The sequence below is a fragment of the Chryseobacterium lathyri genome, from assembly GCF_003290185.1.
In the GTDB taxonomy this organism is placed as follows: domain Bacteria; phylum Bacteroidota; class Bacteroidia; order Flavobacteriales; family Weeksellaceae; genus Chryseobacterium; species Chryseobacterium lathyri.
This window is the reverse complement of sequence record NZ_QNFY01000011.1, coordinates 142,361-161,998: the sequence shown is the minus strand read 5'-3', so window position 1 is coordinate 161,998 and position 19,638 is coordinate 142,361. Positions and strand designations below refer to the sequence as shown.

Annotated in this window: 20 protein-coding genes; 16 read left to right on the top strand and 4 right to left on the bottom strand. The window is 35.8% G+C overall.

Going from position 1 to position 19,638, the window contains the following annotated elements; all coding sequences use genetic code 11:
* Window positions 1-2 precede the first annotated feature (2 nt).
* The 16 genes from DRF61_RS23130 (at window position 3) to DRF61_RS16310 (ending at window position 16,599) form a co-directional block, all read left to right on the top strand.
* Window positions 3-1,142 (top strand): acyltransferase family protein, encoded by a 1,140-nt coding sequence (locus DRF61_RS23130; RefSeq protein ID WP_111958970.1) that lies wholly within the window; start codon window positions 3-5, stop codon window positions 1,140-1,142.
* Window positions 1,139-2,290, top strand: a complete 1,152-nt coding sequence (gene rffA, locus DRF61_RS16380; RefSeq protein WP_111958968.1) for a dTDP-4-amino-4,6-dideoxygalactose transaminase — start codon at window positions 1,139-1,141, stop codon at window positions 2,288-2,290. The genes DRF61_RS23130 and rffA overlap by 4 nt, the downstream gene beginning before the upstream one ends.
* Window positions 2,291-2,301: 11 nt before the next feature.
* Entirely contained in the window at window positions 2,302-2,916 is a 615-nt protein-coding gene (locus tag DRF61_RS16375) for a DapH/DapD/GlmU-related protein (protein WP_111958966.1), read from the top strand.
* Window positions 2,917-2,919: 3 nt separating this feature from the next.
* Window positions 2,920-4,044, top strand: coding sequence for a glycosyltransferase WbsX family protein (locus DRF61_RS16370; RefSeq protein ID WP_111958964.1), 1,125 nt, complete (start codon window positions 2,920-2,922; stop codon window positions 4,042-4,044).
* Window positions 4,037-4,891, top strand: coding sequence for a glycosyltransferase family 2 protein (locus tag DRF61_RS16365; protein ID WP_111958962.1), 855 nt, complete (start codon window positions 4,037-4,039; stop codon window positions 4,889-4,891). The genes DRF61_RS16370 and DRF61_RS16365 overlap by 8 nt, the downstream gene beginning before the upstream one ends.
* The gene (locus DRF61_RS16360; protein ID WP_111958960.1) at window positions 4,891-5,757 is read left to right on the top strand and encodes a glycosyltransferase family 2 protein; all 867 of its coding nucleotides are present in this window, start codon (window positions 4,891-4,893) and stop codon (window positions 5,755-5,757) included. Before DRF61_RS16365 ends, DRF61_RS16360 begins: the two co-directional genes overlap by 1 nt.
* A gap of 14 nt (window positions 5,758-5,771) precedes the next feature.
* On the top strand, window positions 5,772-6,698 hold the full coding sequence (locus DRF61_RS16355) for a glycosyltransferase (RefSeq protein ID WP_111958958.1): 927 nt from the start codon (window positions 5,772-5,774) through the stop codon (window positions 6,696-6,698).
* A 75-nt stretch (window positions 6,699-6,773) separates the two neighbouring features.
* Window positions 6,774-7,442, top strand: coding sequence for an NAD-dependent epimerase/dehydratase family protein (locus DRF61_RS16350; RefSeq protein ID WP_111958956.1), 669 nt, complete (start codon window positions 6,774-6,776; stop codon window positions 7,440-7,442).
* Between the two features lie 7 nt (window positions 7,443-7,449).
* Entirely contained in the window at window positions 7,450-8,370 is a 921-nt protein-coding gene (locus DRF61_RS16345; protein ID WP_111958954.1) for a glycosyltransferase family 2 protein, read from the top strand.
* 32 nt (window positions 8,371-8,402) lie between these two features.
* Window positions 8,403-9,329 carry a glycosyltransferase family 2 protein gene (locus DRF61_RS16340; RefSeq protein WP_111958952.1) on the top strand — a complete coding sequence of 309 codons (927 nt, stop codon included), beginning with the start codon at window positions 8,403-8,405 and terminating at the stop codon, window positions 9,327-9,329.
* Window positions 9,330-9,377: 48 nt separating this feature from the next.
* Window positions 9,378-10,166, top strand: coding sequence for a class I SAM-dependent methyltransferase (locus DRF61_RS16335; protein ID WP_111958950.1), 789 nt, complete (start codon window positions 9,378-9,380; stop codon window positions 10,164-10,166).
* A gap of 5 nt (window positions 10,167-10,171) precedes the next feature.
* Window positions 10,172-11,770, top strand: coding sequence for a hypothetical protein (locus tag DRF61_RS16330; RefSeq protein ID WP_111958948.1), 1,599 nt, complete (start codon window positions 10,172-10,174; stop codon window positions 11,768-11,770).
* Window positions 11,771-11,775: 5 nt separating this feature from the next.
* Window positions 11,776-13,578: an asparagine synthase (glutamine-hydrolyzing) gene (gene asnB / locus DRF61_RS16325; protein WP_111958946.1), complete on the top strand. Its 1,803-nt coding sequence runs from the start codon at window positions 11,776-11,778 to the stop codon at window positions 13,576-13,578.
* Entirely contained in the window at window positions 13,578-14,726 is a 1,149-nt protein-coding gene (locus DRF61_RS16320; RefSeq protein WP_111958944.1) for a glycosyltransferase family 4 protein, read from the top strand. Before asnB ends, DRF61_RS16320 begins: the two co-directional genes overlap by 1 nt.
* Window positions 14,723-15,658, top strand: coding sequence for a glycosyltransferase family 2 protein (locus DRF61_RS16315; protein WP_111958942.1), 936 nt, complete (start codon window positions 14,723-14,725; stop codon window positions 15,656-15,658). The genes DRF61_RS16320 and DRF61_RS16315 overlap by 4 nt, the downstream gene beginning before the upstream one ends.
* A gap of 2 nt (window positions 15,659-15,660) precedes the next feature.
* Window positions 15,661-16,599, top strand: coding sequence for a glycosyltransferase family 2 protein (locus DRF61_RS16310; RefSeq protein WP_111958940.1), 939 nt, complete (start codon window positions 15,661-15,663; stop codon window positions 16,597-16,599).
* 71 nt (window positions 16,600-16,670) lie between these two features.
* Here DRF61_RS16310 and DRF61_RS16305 read toward each other — a convergent pair whose 3' ends face one another.
* Genes DRF61_RS16305 through DRF61_RS16290 form a run of 4 tightly spaced genes read right to left on the bottom strand, consistent with a single transcriptional unit; the run spans window position 16,671 to window position 19,636 of the window.
* Window positions 16,671-17,597, bottom strand: coding sequence for a hypothetical protein (locus DRF61_RS16305; RefSeq protein WP_228452684.1), 927 nt, complete (start codon window positions 17,595-17,597; stop codon window positions 16,671-16,673).
* Between the two features lies 1 nt (window position 17,598).
* Window positions 17,599-19,017: an MBOAT family O-acyltransferase gene (locus tag DRF61_RS16300; protein ID WP_111958936.1), complete on the bottom strand. Its 1,419-nt coding sequence runs from the start codon at window positions 19,015-19,017 to the stop codon at window positions 17,599-17,601.
* On the bottom strand, window positions 19,017-19,397 hold the full coding sequence (locus DRF61_RS16295; protein ID WP_111958934.1) for a VOC family protein: 381 nt from the start codon (window positions 19,395-19,397) through the stop codon (window positions 19,017-19,019). Before DRF61_RS16295 ends, DRF61_RS16300 begins: the two co-directional genes overlap by 1 nt.
* Window positions 19,397-19,636, bottom strand: coding sequence for an acyl carrier protein (locus tag DRF61_RS16290; RefSeq protein ID WP_111958932.1), 240 nt, complete (start codon window positions 19,634-19,636; stop codon window positions 19,397-19,399). Before DRF61_RS16290 ends, DRF61_RS16295 begins: the two co-directional genes overlap by 1 nt.
* Window positions 19,637-19,638: the final 2 nt, after the last annotated feature.

Here is a 19,638-nt window from a genome sequence, read left to right as displayed (position 1 = left end):
AGATGGACTCAAAAAAACACATTTTTTTTGGTGGATTAAATGAATTAAGAGCAATTGCTGCTTTTTCTGTCATTATGCACCATATTGAGTTATTCAAATATCGGGACAAATTAGCTTCCTTATTTGATTCAAAATATACAGCCTATTTCATCGAACACTTAGGTAAGAACGGTGTACATCTATTCTTTGTACTCAGTGGTTTTCTGATCACGTATCTTTTGTTATCAGAAAAAAAGAAAAACAACCGCATAGATTTTAAAAAATTCTATCTGAGAAGGATATTCAGAATATGGCCTTTATACTATATTATCTTTCTTATATCTTTTATTTTAATACCCATTTTAGTCAATTCTTTTACACTATTTTCCAACACTTCATCTTACTATAGTTTAGTTATTAGCTTATCGGATTATGATTTAAAAACGATACTTCTTTATGCTTTATTTCTCCCTAATGTTGCTTTACACCAAGGAAAAGTTATTGTAGGAGCATCCCAATCCTGGTCTGTAGGGGTAGAAGAACAATTTTATATAATATGGCCTCTCATCGTTTCTTTTTTTAGCCGGAAAATTATCGCAGTTGTTTTTGGAGCTATTTTGATAACCTTCATAATGATTAATTTTAAGTTTTACAATTCTATATTTAGTACAATAGCCGCTATTATTCCATTTGAATATATGGCTATTGGTTCATTGGGAGGTTATTTTTATTCAGAATATTCTGATTTTATAACAAAATATACAAAGAGTAGATTTATCTATATAGCTGCACTGCTGTTGATAGGATTCTTCATTACAGTTCCTGTTTTCAAACTGTATATTCAGAATCTTATTTTAGGGTTTATATTTCTACTGTTGATCCTAATAAGCATCAATCAGTATAACCCACTTAACTTTAGAAACAAATATTTTTCATATCTGGGAAACATTTCTTATGGAATTTATATGTACCATCCTTTTGTGATGTTTTTGCTATTCCCTATTTTTTATAAGATATTAGCATTTTATAATAATATATTTGCATTTAATATCGGAATATATATTGGTATTCCGGCTTTAACTGTTTTCATCAGTTACATTTCTTTCACCTATATTGAAAAAAGATTTATAAAAATTAAAGATTCAAAATTTAAAACACTATGATCCCATTTAATAAGCCATTTATAGTAGGAAACGAACTTAAATATATTGAAGAAGCGGTAAAAAGCGGTAAGATTTCCGGGGACGGAATTTTCACAAAGAAGTGCCATTCCTTTTTTGAAGAAAAATTTGGCTTTCAAAAAGTACTGCTTACCACATCATGCACTGATGCATTGGAAATGGCTGCTATTTTATGTGATATTCAGCCCGGAGATGAAGTAATTGTTCCCAGCTATACCTTCGTTTCATCTGCCAATGCTTTCGTTTTGCGTGGTGCCAGAATAGTTTTCGTAGATTCATATCCCGATAATCCCAATATAGATCCTGCAGAAATAGAAAAGCATATTACTGAAAAAACAAAAGTAATCGTTCCCGTACATTATGCGGGTATTGCCTGTGATATGGAAAAAATCATGGAACTGGCCAAAAAGCACAACCTTTTTGTTGTAGAAGATGCTGCACAGGCTATTGACAGTTATTATACTTTTTCCGACGGCACCAAAAAAGCATTAGGCTCCATTGGAGATTTCGCTGCTTTCTCATTTCACGAAACCAAGAATATCATTTGTGGAGAAGGGGGAATGCTCGTTATCAATAATCCTGAATATAATGTACGTGCTGAGATTATCCGTGAAAAAGGGACTAACAGAAGTGCATTTTTCAGAGGGGAAGTCAATAAATACGGCTGGGTAGATCTTGGATCATCATTTCTCCCGTCAGAAATACTCTCTGCTTTTTTATATGCACAGCTTGAAAACCTGGGTACCATCCAGGAAAAAAGAATCACGATCTGGAATGAGTATTACAGCAATCTATTACCGTTACAAGATAAAGGATTTATAACACTGCCGGAAATACCGGCTTATGCAACCAATAATGCACATATGTTCTTTATCATCTGCAGAAGCTATGAAGAAAGATCCAACCTCATTCAGTTCTTAAAAACAAAAGATATTCATCCTGTGTTCCACTATCTGAGTCTGAACAAAAGCGAATTCTTTTTAAAAGACAACTCTCCTATTGATATTCCGAACTCAGATCATTTTACAGACTGCCTTTTGAGACTTCCGTTCTATTATGAACTCGAAGAAGCAGAACAAAGAAATATCAACAGCCTGATTCACGAGTATTATTCATCACTGGAAAAGTAGACCTGAAAAATATGAGCTTTATAAAAAAACATATCATTAAATTTTTATTCGGAATTTTGCATTCTGAAGCTTATAAAAAATATAAACAGCAGCAGAATAACAATTGGGCAAAAACTCATTTCAAAGCTTTCGGAAAGCAATCAAGCCTTCCAGAAACATATTGGATCAAAAATCCTCAATATATTAGCATAGGTGATAATTTCAGCTCATTATTCAACTTAAGGCTTGAGACCTGGGACCGTTTTTACGGAAAATCTTTCCAGCCGGAAATTCATATTGGAAACAATGTGAATTTTAATTCTGATGTTCACATCGGAGCCATTGATAAGATCAGTATTGGCAATAATGTGCTTATGGCAAGCAGGATATACATTTCGGACCATTATCATGGAAATATCAGTGCTGAAGATCTGGGCTGGGTTCCTGCTGAAAGACCTCTGTCTTCCAAAGGTCCGGTAATTATTGAAGACAATGTATGGATCGGAGAAGGAGTCTGCATATTACCCGGGGTTACTATTGGTGAAAACTCTATCATAGGAGCTAATTCTGTTGTTAACAAAAGTTTTCCAAAGAACTCTGTGATTGCAGGAATACCTGCCAAACTGATAAAAACACTAGAAAAATAATTTATGAAACAAATAAAAACGCTTGCATTTTACCTTCCTCAGTACCATCCCATCCCTGAAAATGATGAATGGTGGGGAAAAGGATTTACAGAATGGACCAATGTAGGAAAGGCGAAACCTTTATTTGAAGGACATGAGCAGCCTATCTGCCCTGCAGATCTGGGATATTATGATCTGCGCGTTCCCGAAGTGAGAGAACAGCAGGCCCAGATGGCACGCGATTATGGAGTACACGGTTTTATTTATTACCATTATTGGTTTGGAAACGGAGTACAGCTGCTTGAGCGTATTGCCAATGAAGTACTGGAATCCGGAAAACCGGACTTTCCATTCTGTTTCTGCTGGGCTAACGAAACCTGGTCAGGAATCTGGCATGGCTTAAAAAATAAAATACTAGCTGAGCAGGTATATCCTACCGATGAAGATTTAACAGCCCATTTCCAATATCTTCTGCCTTTCTTCAAAGATGAAAGATATATTAAAGTAGATAATAAACCTGTTTTCATCGTTTATGATCCAATCAACATCCATGAAAAGGCTCCGGACTATCTTGAAAAATTCAGAAGTCTCGCCAAGGAAAATGGATTTGATGATCTTTATTTAATAGGGAGCAACAAAACAGAAGACGATTACGGATATAAGACATTAGGATATCAGGGGAAGATATCAAATGCCTTTTTACGAGCATGGCGCCCGTACATGAATAAAAAGCCTTTAATTACTGCAAAACAGTATTACACCAACAGAATTAAAGGTCTTTTGGGACTTAAAACAACTGACTTTCAAAAACCTGTGGATATTCAGAATGCACCGGATGTAATTAATGATCTTCATTTTGGTGAAACGGATGTTGATACTTTCCCATGTCTTATTTCCAATTGGGATAATACCCCGAGAAGTGGTAACCGCGGTATTATTTTAGGTAATAACAGCCCGGCACTTTTTGAAAAACAGGTAGAAAAAGCAACAACTTTTCTGAAAGATAAAAATTATCCCGAAAAATTTTTAGTGGTAAAATCCTGGAATGAGTGGGCAGAAGGAAATATCCTGGAACCGGACCGTAAAAATGGATTCGGTTATCTGGAAGCCCTGAAAAAAATATTATCAAAAGAAAGCAGCAATGACTAAAATAACTGTTTTAATCGCCAATTATAATAACGGACGTTTTTTCAAAGAATGTTTTGACAGTTTGCTTTCCCAAACCCTTACAGACTGGGAAGCTATAATTTTAGATGATGCTTCTACAGACAATTCTCTGGAACTTATCAGAAATATAACTGAAAAAGATTCCCGCTTTAAGATTTTCACCAATGACAGCAATAAAGGAATAGGATTTACGAAAAGAAAACTTATTGAACTAAGCGGTTCCGAAATATGTGGTTTCCTGGATCCTGATGACGCACTGATCAGTACTGCACTCGAAACGGTATTTAATGTACACATACAGAATCCGGAGGTAGGTTTGGTATATTCCAATTTTGTTTACTGTGATGACCAGTTAAACAAGGTAAGAGTTCACAAGGCAGCTCAAATTACCGCCTTAGATGAAAAATACCTGAACTTTAATGCTGAGATTACCAGTTTTGCCACGTTAAAAAAATCTGTTTACAATAAAACATCAGGGATAGACCCTTATCTCAAAATTGCCGAAGATAAAGACTGGTACATGAAGATGTGTGAGGTAGCTCCCGTAAAATACATAGACGAAGACCTTTATCTCTACAGGGTGCATAAAGGAGGAATCTCCAACAAAAGTGAAGACCAGGCGGCTTTCTGGCATTGGGTGGCCCTTATAAAGATGGCCGAACGGAGAGGGATTAATATAGAAGAGCAATTTTTAGAAAGTTATGTACTCCGCAGAAAATACGATAAGGAAGTCACCCACAATACCAATCTGAAAAAGCAAATCAAAAACTCCCGATGGGTAAAGCTGGGCAACATGCTGGGTTTATGCAAATTTTATAAATACCTGTAATGAGCAATACTGCAATCTCCATAATCGTTCCTTGTTACAATCAGGCAGCCTATCTTGATGAATGTCTGCAGTCTTTGGCAGATCAGACCTTTACTGGCTGGGAGTGCATTATTGTGAATGACGGTTCCGGTGACAATACTGAAGAAATTGCTCAAAGATGGGTAGAAAAAGACAGACGTTTTCAATACATCAGTAAAGAGAATGGGGGAATTTCCTCCGCAAGGAATGCAGGGCTTCAACGGGCTTCAGGAGACTATATACAGTTCCTGGATTCTGATGACACTTTACACCGTGAAAAGTTTGCAAAAAGCCTTGCCGGTGCAAAAAAATATCCATTGATTCTAAGCCAATTCACGATTTACAAAAACAAAACTCATTTTCCGGGATACAACCGCATTGAAAAAGATTTTGCCACCTTTGAAAATATCGTGTTCGGGTGGAACCTTAAATTTACAATTCCCATACACTGTGCTCTGATTTCCAGAAAACTTCTTGAAGGATTTACGTTTGATACTTCCTTAAGTATTAATGAAGACTGGCTGATGTGGATGTATATTACAAGAAACAATCCTGAGGTACTTCTGATTGATGAACCGCTGGCCCATTACCGTAAAGAAGACGATAAAAAAAGTTTATCTTCCGATCCTTATAAAGTTCTGCGTCAAAGAACAAGCCTCCTTCCCATATTAAAAAAATTATATGGAGATGAGCTTCACGACAGGCTTGCCTATCATATGATTGACGTTCATATGACCCAGCTTTCACAGCTGAAGCATGAATTCAATAAAGCAACCGGTGGTAAAGTTGTTTCGGGATATCTTGCCCTGAAAAGATATTATTACACTCTTTTTCAGAAAAAAAACTGAGAAATCTATATACTATGACCTCATCTGTAGCACTATGTACCTATAATGGCGAAGCTTATATTGCCGAACAGCTGGACAGTATTCTGAACCAGGCTCTGTCGGTTTCTGAAATCATTATCTGTGATGATGGCTCTACAGATAATACATTGCCAATACTTTCCGGCTATGCAGAACAATACCCGGAGATCATCAAGGTATATCAGAATATGGAGAATCTGGGGTATGTACGTAATTTTGAAAAAGCCATGAGCTTATGTTCCGGTGATATTGTATTACTATGCGATCAGGATGACCGCTGGTATGACAATAAAACGGAAGTGATCACAGAAATTTTTGAAAAACATAAGAAGATCAATACGGTATGCCACAATATTAAACTTTTCGGTGAATCCCTGGATAACAAGGAAAACCTGAATTATTGGGACATCGAAAACTTTAACCCCGAACATTTCAGAGCCCTCCAGGAAATAGTCAAACGTTTGCTATATCAGGGAAATGTATTCCCCGGAATGAGTATGGCGGTCCGTAATACCTTTCTAAAAAAACATCTGCCGTTAAAAAGAGTAAATGAAACAATTATCCACGATTATGAACTTCTCCTTTTGGCTGCCGATACCAATTCGGTTTGGATAGAAGATTCGGTTCTGGGAGAATACAGGATTCATCCACAGCAGAATATCGGATTTAATAAATTTTCAAAGTTCACTGCCGAAGAAGAAAATCCATTGACCCGTGAAGAGGTTTTTGTTATATTCAAGAGGTATTCTTTTGTGAAAAATGCAGTTTCCGGATTAAATTTAAATACTGAACTAAGTAAAGAATACATCAATTACTGCCACAGGAAGTATAAAGACTATCTGATGAAACTCTCTTTTCCTGATCGTTTTATAACCAGGATAAAAATGAAATACTATTTTCATATCTTTGATTTTTTAAGATAAAGCCATTTGATTCACAAGTCATAATATGAAATTTTGCTCCCCTTATATAACACATTTAATGAAAAAACACAACGTATGATTATCGGAAATGGTATGATAGCCAATGCTGTAAAATCTTATGACAGAAACGACACGGTTTTCTTTGCTTCCGGAGTGTCAAACTCACTGGAAACAAGAGCTGCAGAATTTGAAAGAGAGTTTTCTCTTTTAAAATCTGTATATGAAGAAAATAAAGAAAAAAAATTGGTCTATTTCTCTACATTAAGCATTCATGACCAATCTAAACAGGACAGTGCTTATGTAATACACAAAAAGTCAGTGGAAAATTATATCGAAAACAATGCTGACAGCTTCCTTATCCTTAGGGTAGGAAATGTGGTAGGTAAAGGAGGAAATCCGAATACCCTTTTTAATTTTCTTAAAACGCAGATTGCAAACAAAAAGGAATTCTCCCTGCATCTTAAAGCAAGAAGACTTCTTTTAGATATTGAGGATATTTCAAAATTTCTGGATTCCCACTGTTTAGGTTTTAGCAACAGAACAGTCAACTTTGCCTTTCCTTATTATTATGATCTGAAAGAGATTATCTCTTCCATTGAAAAAGAAACAGGAAATACAGCGCTCTATTCACAGGTAGATGAAGGAGATTTTTATAAAGTAGATTTTGATGAAGATACACAGACATTTTTCTCAGGAATACATCCCCAGGAATATCTGGAATCTATAACCCGAAAGTATATTTAGAACCGCCATGCTCAGTATTCACGTTATTATCGTTACGTACAATGCCATGAAATGGGCCGAAAGATGTTTTACCAGTTTAAGACAGTCATCAGTTCCGTTACAGTGCATCGTTGTGGACAACGGCTCTTCGGACGGAACTCAGGATTATATAAAAAAACATTTTCCTGAAGTACATTTCATACAGTCTGGGCAGAATCTTGGATTCGGGAAAGCCAATAATACCGGTATAGAAGCAGCCTACCAAAAAGGAGCAGATTTTTTTTACCTTATGAATCAGGATGCATGGCTCTATGAAGACAGCATTGAAAAACTTCTGGAAATATATCATGATCATCCCCATCAAGAAGAAGTTGGAATCATAAGTCCTGTCCATGTAGATGGAACAGAAAAGAAGCTTGATATATTTTTAGATAAATATATTGCTCATAACTGGGAAAAGACCAGACTGATATCTGATCTGTATTTCCAGACACTGAAACCTTACTATGAAATCAGTTTTGTGAATGCCGCACACTGGCTATTGCCTAAAAAAACGATAGAAACCGTTGGAGGATTCAACCCTTATTTCTTTCATTACGGTGAAGATAACGAATATGTGAACAGGCTACATTTTCACAAAAAGAAAGTGATTCTCGCCCCGGGCAGCAAGGTAGTACATGATGGTAAACAGTTTCTTGATAAAGTAGATTATACCCGATATAAAGATCTGACTCTTGAAACCAAAATCATGAATCCCAATCTTCCGGATGCACTGAAATTAGAAAAAAAAGCTTTGATCCAAAGTATCTTTAAAAATTCGGCACTGGGTAAACTTAGTGTTTCAAAGCAGCTGATGGAAAAATATAAAAAAATATCCGGAGAGGCCGATATTCTGAATAAAATAAAAGCAGAAGTAAGTCAGGAAGGACCTACGTTTTTAAAAATATAATTATTTTATGTATTTTTAAACTTTATTACACAATGAATCGAAAAATAACCCTCGTAATACCGGTTTATCGTTCGGCCAAATTTCTTCACAAAACCATAGAAGCCGTTGACATCCAAAAAAAGGAGTCCGGCTGGGATTTGGAAGTTGTTCTGGTAGAAGACGGAAGCCCGGATAATAGTTTCGAAGTGGTAGAAGAGCTTTCCAGGAAGTACCCCTATATCAAAGGAATTAAACTTTCAAGAAACTTTGGCCACCAGATCGCTGTAAAAACAGGTCTCCATTATGCTACTGGCGATTATATTGCTATTATTGATGATGATTTACAGGATCCCCCATCCTTGCTTCCCCGTTTTTTCACCCAACTAGATCTGGGGTATGAAGTTGCCTATGGCATTAGAAAAAAAAGAAAGGAAAGCAGATTAAAAAAATTGGCCTATACGGGATTTTACAGACTCCTTGATTCGATAAGTGAAACAAAAATACCCTTAGATTCCGGCGACTTCTGTGTCATGACAAAGAATGTAAAAGATAAAATGCTAACCCTTAATGAACAGAATCCTTATCTGAGAGGAATAAGGGCCTGGGTGGGCTTTAAACAGATCGGTCTGGAATATGACAGAAGTGGAAGAATAGAGGGCCAATCTGGCTATTCTTTAAAAAAACTTATTAACATTGCTAAAGACGGAATTTTTTCTTTTTCATCCCTTCCTCTTCAAATCATTAGTATATTAGGAAATATCGGTTTGCTGATCTCAATAGTATTCAGCCTTTTTACAATCATAAGATATTTTACAAATGAGATTGAAGTAGCTGGTTATACCACTATTATCATTATTATTCTTTTCTTCAATTCTATCCTGCTGATCAGTTTAGGAATTATTGGAGAATATATTTACAGAATTTATAATGAGGTGAGAAACAGGCCGTATACCATTATCGAAAAAACGGTCAACACTTAAAATTATCAGTATCCCCAATATTATATATCCCTTAAACGTTAAACACAGATGAAAGACAAAATAGAATCAATTATTGATACCGCTAAGTTTAATTATGAATACAAAAACGGAAAATTTGTATTTCTTGAATTCGATGAAGACATTGTTTCTGATTCTTTAGACAAGATCAAAACATTTTTCAAAAAATATGTATGGTTATATGAACTTCTCATTTATATCATTGCCCCTTTATATCCTTCAAGATATTTTTTCTTAAGTAGGGTTCTTAAAAAAACCAAAAATACTGATAAAGTTGTTGTCAATCTAGGAAGCGGATATACGGACCTAAGAGATGATATCATCAATGTTGACCTTATCCCCTACAATCCGGTGAATGTCGTTTGCGATATTACCAAGCTTCCTTTTAAAGATAATTCTATAGATCAGATCATCAATATTGCTGTTCTGGAGCACGTTCCGGATCCTCAGGCGGTAATTGCAGAGATCCACAGGGTTTTGAAGCCTGGCGGAGAACTCTTATGCGAGATTCCTTTTATGCAGGCTTTTCACGCCTCTCCATATGACTTCCAAAGATATACCTATGAGGGGATCAAAGTACAGTTCGCTGCCTTTAAAGACCTTAAAATCCACTCCATAAGCCCTACAGGAGGAATGCTCTGGCCTTTACAGGAATGGATTGTCATGTTATTTTCTTTTGGTATTAAACCTCTGCACAATATTTTACTGATCATTGTGATGTGCCTTACCTTCCCTATTAAATTTCTGGATGTGATTTTACAGTATCACCCGATGAGTAAGAATATTGCTTCCGCCTTTATTTTTGAATGTAAAAAATAGCCGGTATGAATAAATCACTTCCCAATCCCCTTCAGATACTTATTTATTTTGTATTTGCGGCTGGGGCCGTATTATTGGCATATCTTACCTATGCCAATCTTGACAAGGGATTTATTTTTAATGATGAAGCTTATTATTTGTCATATTATAAAAATAAAGGAGAGAGCCTAAGTTTTGACAGAACCAATTTTTTCAGAATATTTAAATTTCTCTATACCCCGAATATTTACCATTTCAGGATTATCTCTATAACCACGTTGGTGCTGAGCAATTTTTTGCTTTGCTTCTCCGTCTTCAAATACCTTAATTTAAAAGGCAACATTTTTATAGTAAGCCTTTTAGGTATTTTTCTCGGATTTGAAAGCTGGGCTATCAGTAACCTTATTATTCATCAGTATATTGGCAATACCATATTGGTCAATACCGGCGTTTCACTGATATTGATCTCATTGATGACCCAAAAACAGGTTATTCAGGTTTTAGCCGGATTTGTTCTATCCTTTGTTTTGTTCAACGGGAATTCTCATAGCATTGTTATAGCCCCTATATTTGTTTTTATCATTCTGTGTGACCTGAAGCGCTGGAAAGCTATTACCATCTGGTTCCTGGCAGGTTTTATTACCGGAATCATTGTATATTTCACTTTTCTCGATACTCTGGATAATTTTATTTATCAGTTCAGATTCCTTAAAGACTATCTTGGCTTTCATAAAAAGCAGCACTCTAAAACCTTTATGGTATTCTGGTGCATTTATCTTTTCCTGAATGCAGTTTTACCTGCTGCAATAGCTTATTTCTTATTATGGAAATCCAGATTTTCGGAGAATTCCGTTAAAATTCTGGATAAAGTTTTAGCAGTTATAGGGATCATTACTTTAGGATTATTTATATGCTCAAGCGAGTATTATATTTTTGCTTTTATTGTGTTCACCCACCTCCTTGTTGTAAGGTTCTGGACCAGCAAAACAGAATCCAGAGAAAACAAATACCTGGTTCTGCTAATTCTGATCATTCCTTATTGTCTTGCATTTGGTTCCCAAACCTGGTTTCATTTGCGGCTTCCTGCTTACAAATATTATTATTTCGTCCTTATATTCATATGCCTGATAAGACTGTACAAAAATATACTTTGGATTTCAGGCTACCTTCTTGCAGTTTCTTTTATGATCTATAGTTTTCCGGATACTCTTAAAACAAAAGGCTGGAAAGATTTCATATTTACGGAGCAGACAGAAAAGGTAAAAGTGAACGGCTACGATCTGTATCTGGATAAACAAAGGAAAAAAGACATTGAAGATTTGCGTCCTTACCTGCAGAATCAGTCCAACGTAATTTATTCCAGCAATCACCTGATAGGATATCTGTATATTCTTGATGCTCATCCTCCTATCTTTTATTACTTCCCATTAAAAGATTATATGCATTATATCATTAAAAAAGTGGGGAAAACCCCGGACGATTATATTTATCTTGAAAGTAACGACTATCCTTTCAGCCCGAAAGAATTCGTACCTTTAAAATTCGTAAATCATCCTGAACAGTATAAAGTGATAAAAGCAGGTAGATTTACCTTATATCTTCCCTCTCAATATCAAAAAAAGTAAAACAAATGTGCGGAATAGCCGGAATCATAACCCATAATGCCAGAAACTATCAAAGTGAAATTCAAAGGATGACAGATGCCATCGCATATCGTGGTCCGGATTCTTCACACCATGAATTTTATGATAATGCGGCTTTAGGCCATCGCCGACTTTCGATTATAGATCTGTCTGAAAACGGAAAACAACCCATGTTTTCCAGTACAAAAAAAGAATGCATCGTGCTGAATGGCGAAATTTACGGTTACCAGGCCATAAAAGATCAGTATTCTGATTATTCTTATCACGGAAGTTCAGATACCGAAGTGGTGCTTGCCATGTATCAGAAAAAAGAGAAAAATCTGATCCATGATCTTCCGGGAATGTTTGCTTTTGCAATTTGGGATGAAGAAAAACAGGAATTGTTCTGCGCAAGAGACCGTTTCGGAGAGAAGCCATTTTATTATGCTGTCGGAAAAAACGGTGAGTTCATCTTTGCCTCCGAAATCAAAGCCATTCTTGCATCAGGATTAATAAAACCTGAGATTGATAAAGCACAGATTGCCTATTATTTAAAAAACGGTTACATTCATCCTCATAAAACCATTTACAAGAATATTTTCAACCTCAAACCTGCTCATACGCTGGTCTATAAAGAAGGAAAAATAGATATAAAACCTTACTGGACTATTCCTACCGAAACTTCCAAACTGAGTATGGATGAGAGTATTGAAAAATTTAAATATCTTTTAGATAATGCTATAAAAAAACAGATGATAGCTGATGTTCCCGTAGGTTCTTTCCTTTCAGGAGGTTTGGATTCCAGTACCATCGTTGCCGTTGCCTCAAAATATAAAGAAAATATAAAAACATTGGTGTACGGTTACGAAAGTGGAGATCTTAACGAGATGCCTTATGCACAGGCTATTGCAGATAAATATAAAACCGATCATCATATTCTTTTAGATAAAAAACAGAAGATTTCCGAAACTTTACAGGAAGTTTACTCCTATATGGATGAGCCGCTAATGGACTCTTCCCTACTCCCTACCCATCTCATTTTCAAAGAAGCAGCGAAAGATCTTAAGGTGATCCTTTCCGGTGATGTAGGTGACGAGCTTTTTGGAGGCTATACTTTTTATAAATACAACATCAACCTTTCCCAAAAAGGCTTTTACCCGGACTATCTTTCAAAGATGATTCTTTTAGCCGGTAAATTCAGGGATATGGGTTCCGAAAGACGCATAAGGGCAGAATATCGCGACACTATAGATTACCATCAGAATAAGGTCCGGAATTACTTTACCGTTTCTGAAATCAGACAACTGGGAATTACCGAGGAAATTCCAGGACAGGAATTCAGCTTTAAGCCTACTAATACAGATTTTAATGATCTGATGCGAATCGATTTGGAGAAGTATGTTCCGGCCAATATGCTATTGAAAGGCGACAGAACTTCCATGTATAATTCTGTAGAGGTAAGGATCCCTTTTCTGGATATTGATTTTGCGGAATTCTGTATTCAAATGCCATGGCAATACAAAGTTAATTCTACAGAAGATAAAATTATATTGAGAAAGGCTTATTCCAAAGCCTGGACAGAAGAAATTGCAGTCCGTAAAAAGAACGGCTTTGGAGCTTCTGTAAAAGAATGGTTCAAAGAAACTGAACTTCAGGATCTAAGTAAAGAACTTCTTGAAAATAAGGAAAGCTATATATTTAATTTTTTAGATTTTAACGAAGTGCAGAAAAAGCTTAACAGACATCACCAACATTGGAATCTGTTGATTCTTGCGCTTTGGTTTCAGAACAATAAAAATCATTTACAGTAATGAAAATAGGACTGACACAAAATGACTATCCCATTAAAAGAAATATTTTAAATAAAGTTTCTGGATGTGAATATGTTTTTTTAAGAAAGAACAACAATCTTTTTCATTCACTGTCTACCGTAAAAAAAATCTTATTAAGAAAAAAGACGGATATTGAAGGAAGATATTTCTTTTATCAGAAACCTAAAATTGATATTCTTCACCTTTATAACGACATCAATTATTCTTCCCAGAAATGGGTGACTTCTTTTGAAACCCTGGTACCACGTTTTCCTGAAACCAAAAATGATCATCAGAAAAGCGAACCTCAGCACATTCGCAATGAGAAAACAGAAAATGCCCTCAAACAGATTGGCAAAAGGAACTGCCTGGGAATTATCTCAATTTCAAATGCAGCTGCCAATATTCAGCTGGAGCTTCTAAAAAATTACCCTGAATTTCAGGAAATCATAAAATCAAAGCTTTCAGTAATCCACCCTTCTCAGGAAATTATTCCGAGAAATTCACAGGAGATTTACCAAAACACGGAAATCTTTAATCTTATTTTCGTAGGAACACAGTTTCACCTGAAGGGAGGCCCTGAAATGATAGGGGTTTTAAAGAAATTAAGACAGAAATACAATTTCAGGCTTAGTATTGTTTCGTCATTTAAAACAGACAATTATGTAACCAAGGTGACTGAAAAAGAAGCACTGGAAACTAAAGAAATACTAAAAAAAGAAGACTGGATTGAAATTTTTGAAAATATCCCTAATGAAAAAGTGCTGGAACTGATTAAGCAGTCTCATATTGGTCTTTTGCCCACCTGGTCGGATACCTATGGGTTTTCTGTTCTGGAGATGCAGGCAGCCGGCGTTCCTGTGATTACGACAGATATACGTGCCTTGCCGGAAATCAATAATGAAGACTGCGGCTGGCTTATTCATCTTCCTCAAAACCGTTTGAAACAAGCCCTTTATTTTACAGATGAACAGCGTGAAGAACTAAAAAAAACCTTGAAAGTACAGCTTGAAAATATTTTGGAGAGTATTTTTACCAACCCGGAACAGCTGCCTGAAAAATCAGCCAATTCTCTGGAAAGAATCAAAAAGAATCACGATCCCCTTATGGTCAGTGAAAAATTAAAAGCCATATACAGCAAGGCATGAATATCTCTGTAATTATACCTGTTTACAATGCATCCGAGTTTTTGGGGAAAGCGGTAGATTCTGCTTTACAGTTTGAAGAAGTAAAAGAAATTCTATTGGTTGAGGATAAATCCACCGACAATTCATTAGAAGTCTGCCAAAAACTGATCTTAAAAGATTCAAGGATTCAATTATATCAACATCCGGACAAAGGAAATCATGGAGCTGGAGCCACAAGAAATTTAGGCCTTGAAAAAGCCGGCTGTGAGTTTATATCTTTTCTGGATGCTGATGATTATTATCTTCCCACTCGTTTTGATGTGGAAAAAGAAGCTTTTAAAGAACAAAAAAACGAAGGCGTTTTCGGGGCTATCGGTGTAGAATATTTATCTGAAAAAGGCAGAAAAGAGTTTCAGGATAAATTTAAAGAGGTCTCATTGACCACCGTTAATTTTCCTGCGGAAGGTGAAACTGTTTTGAAGGGATTATTAGGGCTGACTTCTCAAGTTTTTGGAACATTCTTCCATCTGAATACACTTACCCTCAGAAAATCAGTGCTGGTGAAGAATAATCTGCGCTTCAACGAAAATCTTCGTGTACATCAGGATTCCGATTTTATCATCAAACTGGCCTATCACGGTTATTTAAAATCCGGGATTATAGATAAAGCTATTGCCATAAGAGGGGTCCATGATCATAACAGGATTACAAAAATTATAAGATATTCACCGCAGTATAATCAGAGACAGTTTCTTTTATGGAAATCATTACATGAATGGGCAGATTCCAATCCGTTGCCTTCAGACTGTAAAAGAAAGATTTATTTAACTTATAAATCATTTGATTTATCCTTAAAAACAGGATTAAATAAATATTTTTGTATCTTTTTAGAGGTAATCAAAAACCCTCAAATATTAAAAACACAATACCGTTTTACGTATCTTAACCGATAATAATGAAAATATCCGTAATCATTCCCGTTTATAATGCTGAAGAATATGTCTCACAGGCTGTAGAATCAGCTCTTCAGTTCGAAGAAGTATATGAAGTTGTTTTAGTTGAAGACAAGTCTCCGGATAATGCTCTTCATGTTTGCCGGGAACTCGCCGCAAAATATGACAGGATTAAGCTTTTCCAGCATCCTGACAAAGGAAATCATGGTGCGGGAGCTTCCAGAAATTTAGGAATGGAAAAAGCAACAGGAGATTTTATCGCCTTTCTGGATGCGGATGACTATTATTTGCCCAACAGATTCGATGCGGAAAGAGAGCTTTTTAAAAATCCTGATGTAGAAGGTGTGTATGGGGCAATCGGGGTAAAATATTATTCAGAAAAGGCCAGAGAACAGTACTATCCTATTTATAAAGATAAACTGGATACCGTATATAAAAAAACCAATCCCGAAGATGTTTATCAGGGACTGATAAGTTTACGCGGAACTTTCGGGCTTATTCATCTAGATACTTTAACTCTAAGGAAATCCTCACTGTCTAAAATGGACAGATTTTTCGAAACCTCTCTCCGACTTCATCAAGACTCGGAGATCGTGATAAGATTCGCTTATTACCTTAAGCTTTATACAGGTATTAATGATGAAGCTATTGCCTTAAGAGGCGTACATGAGAACAACAGAATTACTAAAGTAGATTCAGGGAAAATAAATCCTGCCAAAACGCGTGTTATGCTTTGGAGAGAATTAAATAAATGGGCTGAAAATGAGAAAACCGTTCCACAACATGTAAAAATTCACATCAATAGAATGCTTCGCAGTTTTGAGATCGCCATTGCACCGACTTTCAAAAAATGGGGAATGATTGCTAAATATCTGGTTACAGATTACCCAAGTATCCGTTCAGGCTTATTTAATATTAATTTCCGGAAAAACCTGTTTTAAGCAGGAAGCCTACAGTAACTTCCGGCATCCATCTTCACTCTTCCTGTCTTTATTCAAAACAGGATAGGATATCAGTTATTTTTTTTCTTATCCAGAAGAATAGAATCGGCTATCTGGGCAGTAAATACTTTCCCGGATTCTTTGTACATATGGTTTCCGTCTGTATAGACATACTTATCATATTGTGAAGAAAAGTCAAGAAATTTCACATTATTTTTCTTAGCGATAGATCCTATTATTTCATTAAAATCCGGAGAAAATGCATTTTCTATATCCATAACTCCCTTAAATCCTGGAATTCTGACAATATAAACAGTCCCTTTAGTCTCAAGGTATTGAATGATGTCTTGCAGGGCATCCAGTCTGTATTGTGATATTTTTTGGGTGCTTTCAAATTCTTTGTACTGGATTATTTTACTGGCCTCTCGCTTCCTTAAATCAGCAGGATTGACATCAACCGTTACTTCCATCCAGCCATTTTTATGCAGATAGGTATTGGACCTTCCCCCTGCTTCCCTGTCTTTGTAGATATTAAACCAGCTTTTAGGATAATGCTTTAAAAGATACTCATAATTAGGTGCCATTTCATAAAAATGCATATCTGCCAATGCGGAAGTATTCTCAGTATATTCTTTAGCATCTTTTACATCTTTACCTGTAGATACATTCCAGGGATTAACAGTCAGGATGAAGATGCCATCCTTTGTATCAGGATGAAGCTTTTTCTTTACCGCTTCAAGATAGATCTGGCCGTAAGGTGACTCAGTAAGATTGAGAGAAAAATTATCAAATTTCCTGTCCTTAAATTTCCTGTCCAGAACATCCGGTACCAAAGCCTGGGAACCGCGGGAATCTCCCATAATTATATTGGAAGGTTTAGGACCTGTAAAATGTCTGTAATTATCATCCGTATTACCATCTGCATAACTTCCCAGCAACAATAGAACGGCAACAATTGCAACAATATAAAAGGATATTTTAAATAAAAACTTTTTCATATCAGAACTGTTCATAGATGAAACTACTATTACCAAATACACCGAAATATAAAATCATGAAAATAAGAAATACATAAAAAACTCTTCTCGTAACAGGTTTAAACCTGCTGATTTCAAGACCGTGTTCTTTATCTTTATTCAGCCAGTCCATCAATATTATAATTCCTATTAATCCTAAAATTTTAATTTTTATATACTCCGGAACTGAAAAAACGGATAAACTGAAAATTCTTCTGTACATTCCCAATGCATCACTAAGTGTTGGAGCAACGAAAAGGACCAAGGCAAAACAAACCATCGTCATCGTCAGCAAAATATTTCCAAATTCCTGAAAGGTAGGAACAGTCTTTGAAAACTTTTTCTTCTTGTTCAGTTTATCTTTTAAAATCAATGGGACATAATAAAGTCCGTGCAGCAGTCCAAACAGCACAAACGTAAATCTTGGTCCATGCCAGGCTCCGATTAATATAAAGTTTAAAATAATGGCAGCAATCAGTCCCTTCTTTTCATAATCTCTGAACTGAATGACTAAGGGAGTAAAAACATATTCCGTTAACCAGGAAGTGAGTGAAATATGCCATTTTCTCCAATATTCTGCAATATTCTGCGCAAATAGCGGAAAGGCAAAGTTTTTCGTGATCTTGAATCCCAAAAGCTTGGCAAAGCCAATTGCCATATCAGAATATCCGGAAAAATCCGCATACATCTCAAAAAGGAATAAAATCATTCCATAAGCAACAGTACTGCCTGAAAGATGATCATAGTTCTGAAATATTTCCTGAGTAATGGGGCTGATACTGTTAGCAACAACTAATTTTTTAAATGCCCCCAAAAGAATCTGCCGGGCAGCATCTGAACCGTTTTCTAATGTAAAAACCCTTTCTTTCTTCAGTTGTGGTAATAGCAAACCGGCCTTATCAATAGGTCCGGAAGTCATACTCGGAAAAAAAGCGATATAATTAAAAAATGCAAGCACATCTGTCTCTGCCTTCAATTTATTATTCTTGATATCAAGCAGATAGCTTATCATCCTAAAGGTATAAAAACTGATTCCCAAAGGAAGAATTATTGTTAAAGTAAGTGTACTTTTAATATTGAACAGCTGTGCAAAAGAATCTATGAAAAAATTAAAATATTTAAAGTAAAACAGGGTTCCAATGGAGAAAAGAAGCCCGAGATTAACTAAAAATTTCTTTCTTCCAGGAGTTTTACTCTCAGAGATTTTTAATCCCAAATAATAACTAACCCCTGAGCTTATGATCAAAAGTATTAAAAACCTCCAGTCCCAATTTGCATAAAATACATAGCTGGCCAATAATAAAAATATATTCTGAGCTTTAAGCCTTTTACCTAAAACCCACCAATACACAGCAAATACAACTGAGAAAAAAAGGATGAATACTAATGATGTAAACTGCATTAGTTACTGTTTAAAAGTTCAACAATTCCATAAGAAAGCATCAGGAAAGCCACTTTCCGGTTATTAAAAAGAATAGCTTCTTTAGGAGGAGAAATAAGCATGCCTCCGTTTTGGGTAAGATGTTCTATTGTTTTTTCAATATCTTCAACTTCATAGCAGATATGGTAATATGAAATTCTCTTTTTCAAAAGATTTTCTACAGGTTTTCCGGAAACCAACTCAATGTTTAAACCATCTTCCACGGTTACCATGCAAAGCTCCGCTTGCTGATTGACATCAAAAACCACAGGAGTTTCTTCAATAATTTTATGGAGCGTTCGTATATTCTGGAGCTCTGCCTGTATATCTTTACAGGCAACTCCAACATGATGAAATTTCATTATAGTTTTGAAGCTATAGAATCAGCCATTTCACCTACATTATTCCATCCCTGAATTTCAGAAGAGGTAAAACGGATTCCAAAAGCTTTTTCCACCGCAACAATTAACTGAATGTGGGAAAGGGAATCCCATTCTTCAACATCTTCGGCTGTAGTTTCTGCGTTTAATACAATATCTTCATTATCCAATTCGTCACGGAAGACATTGGTAAGCTTAGACAAAATTTCGTTCTTATCCATGT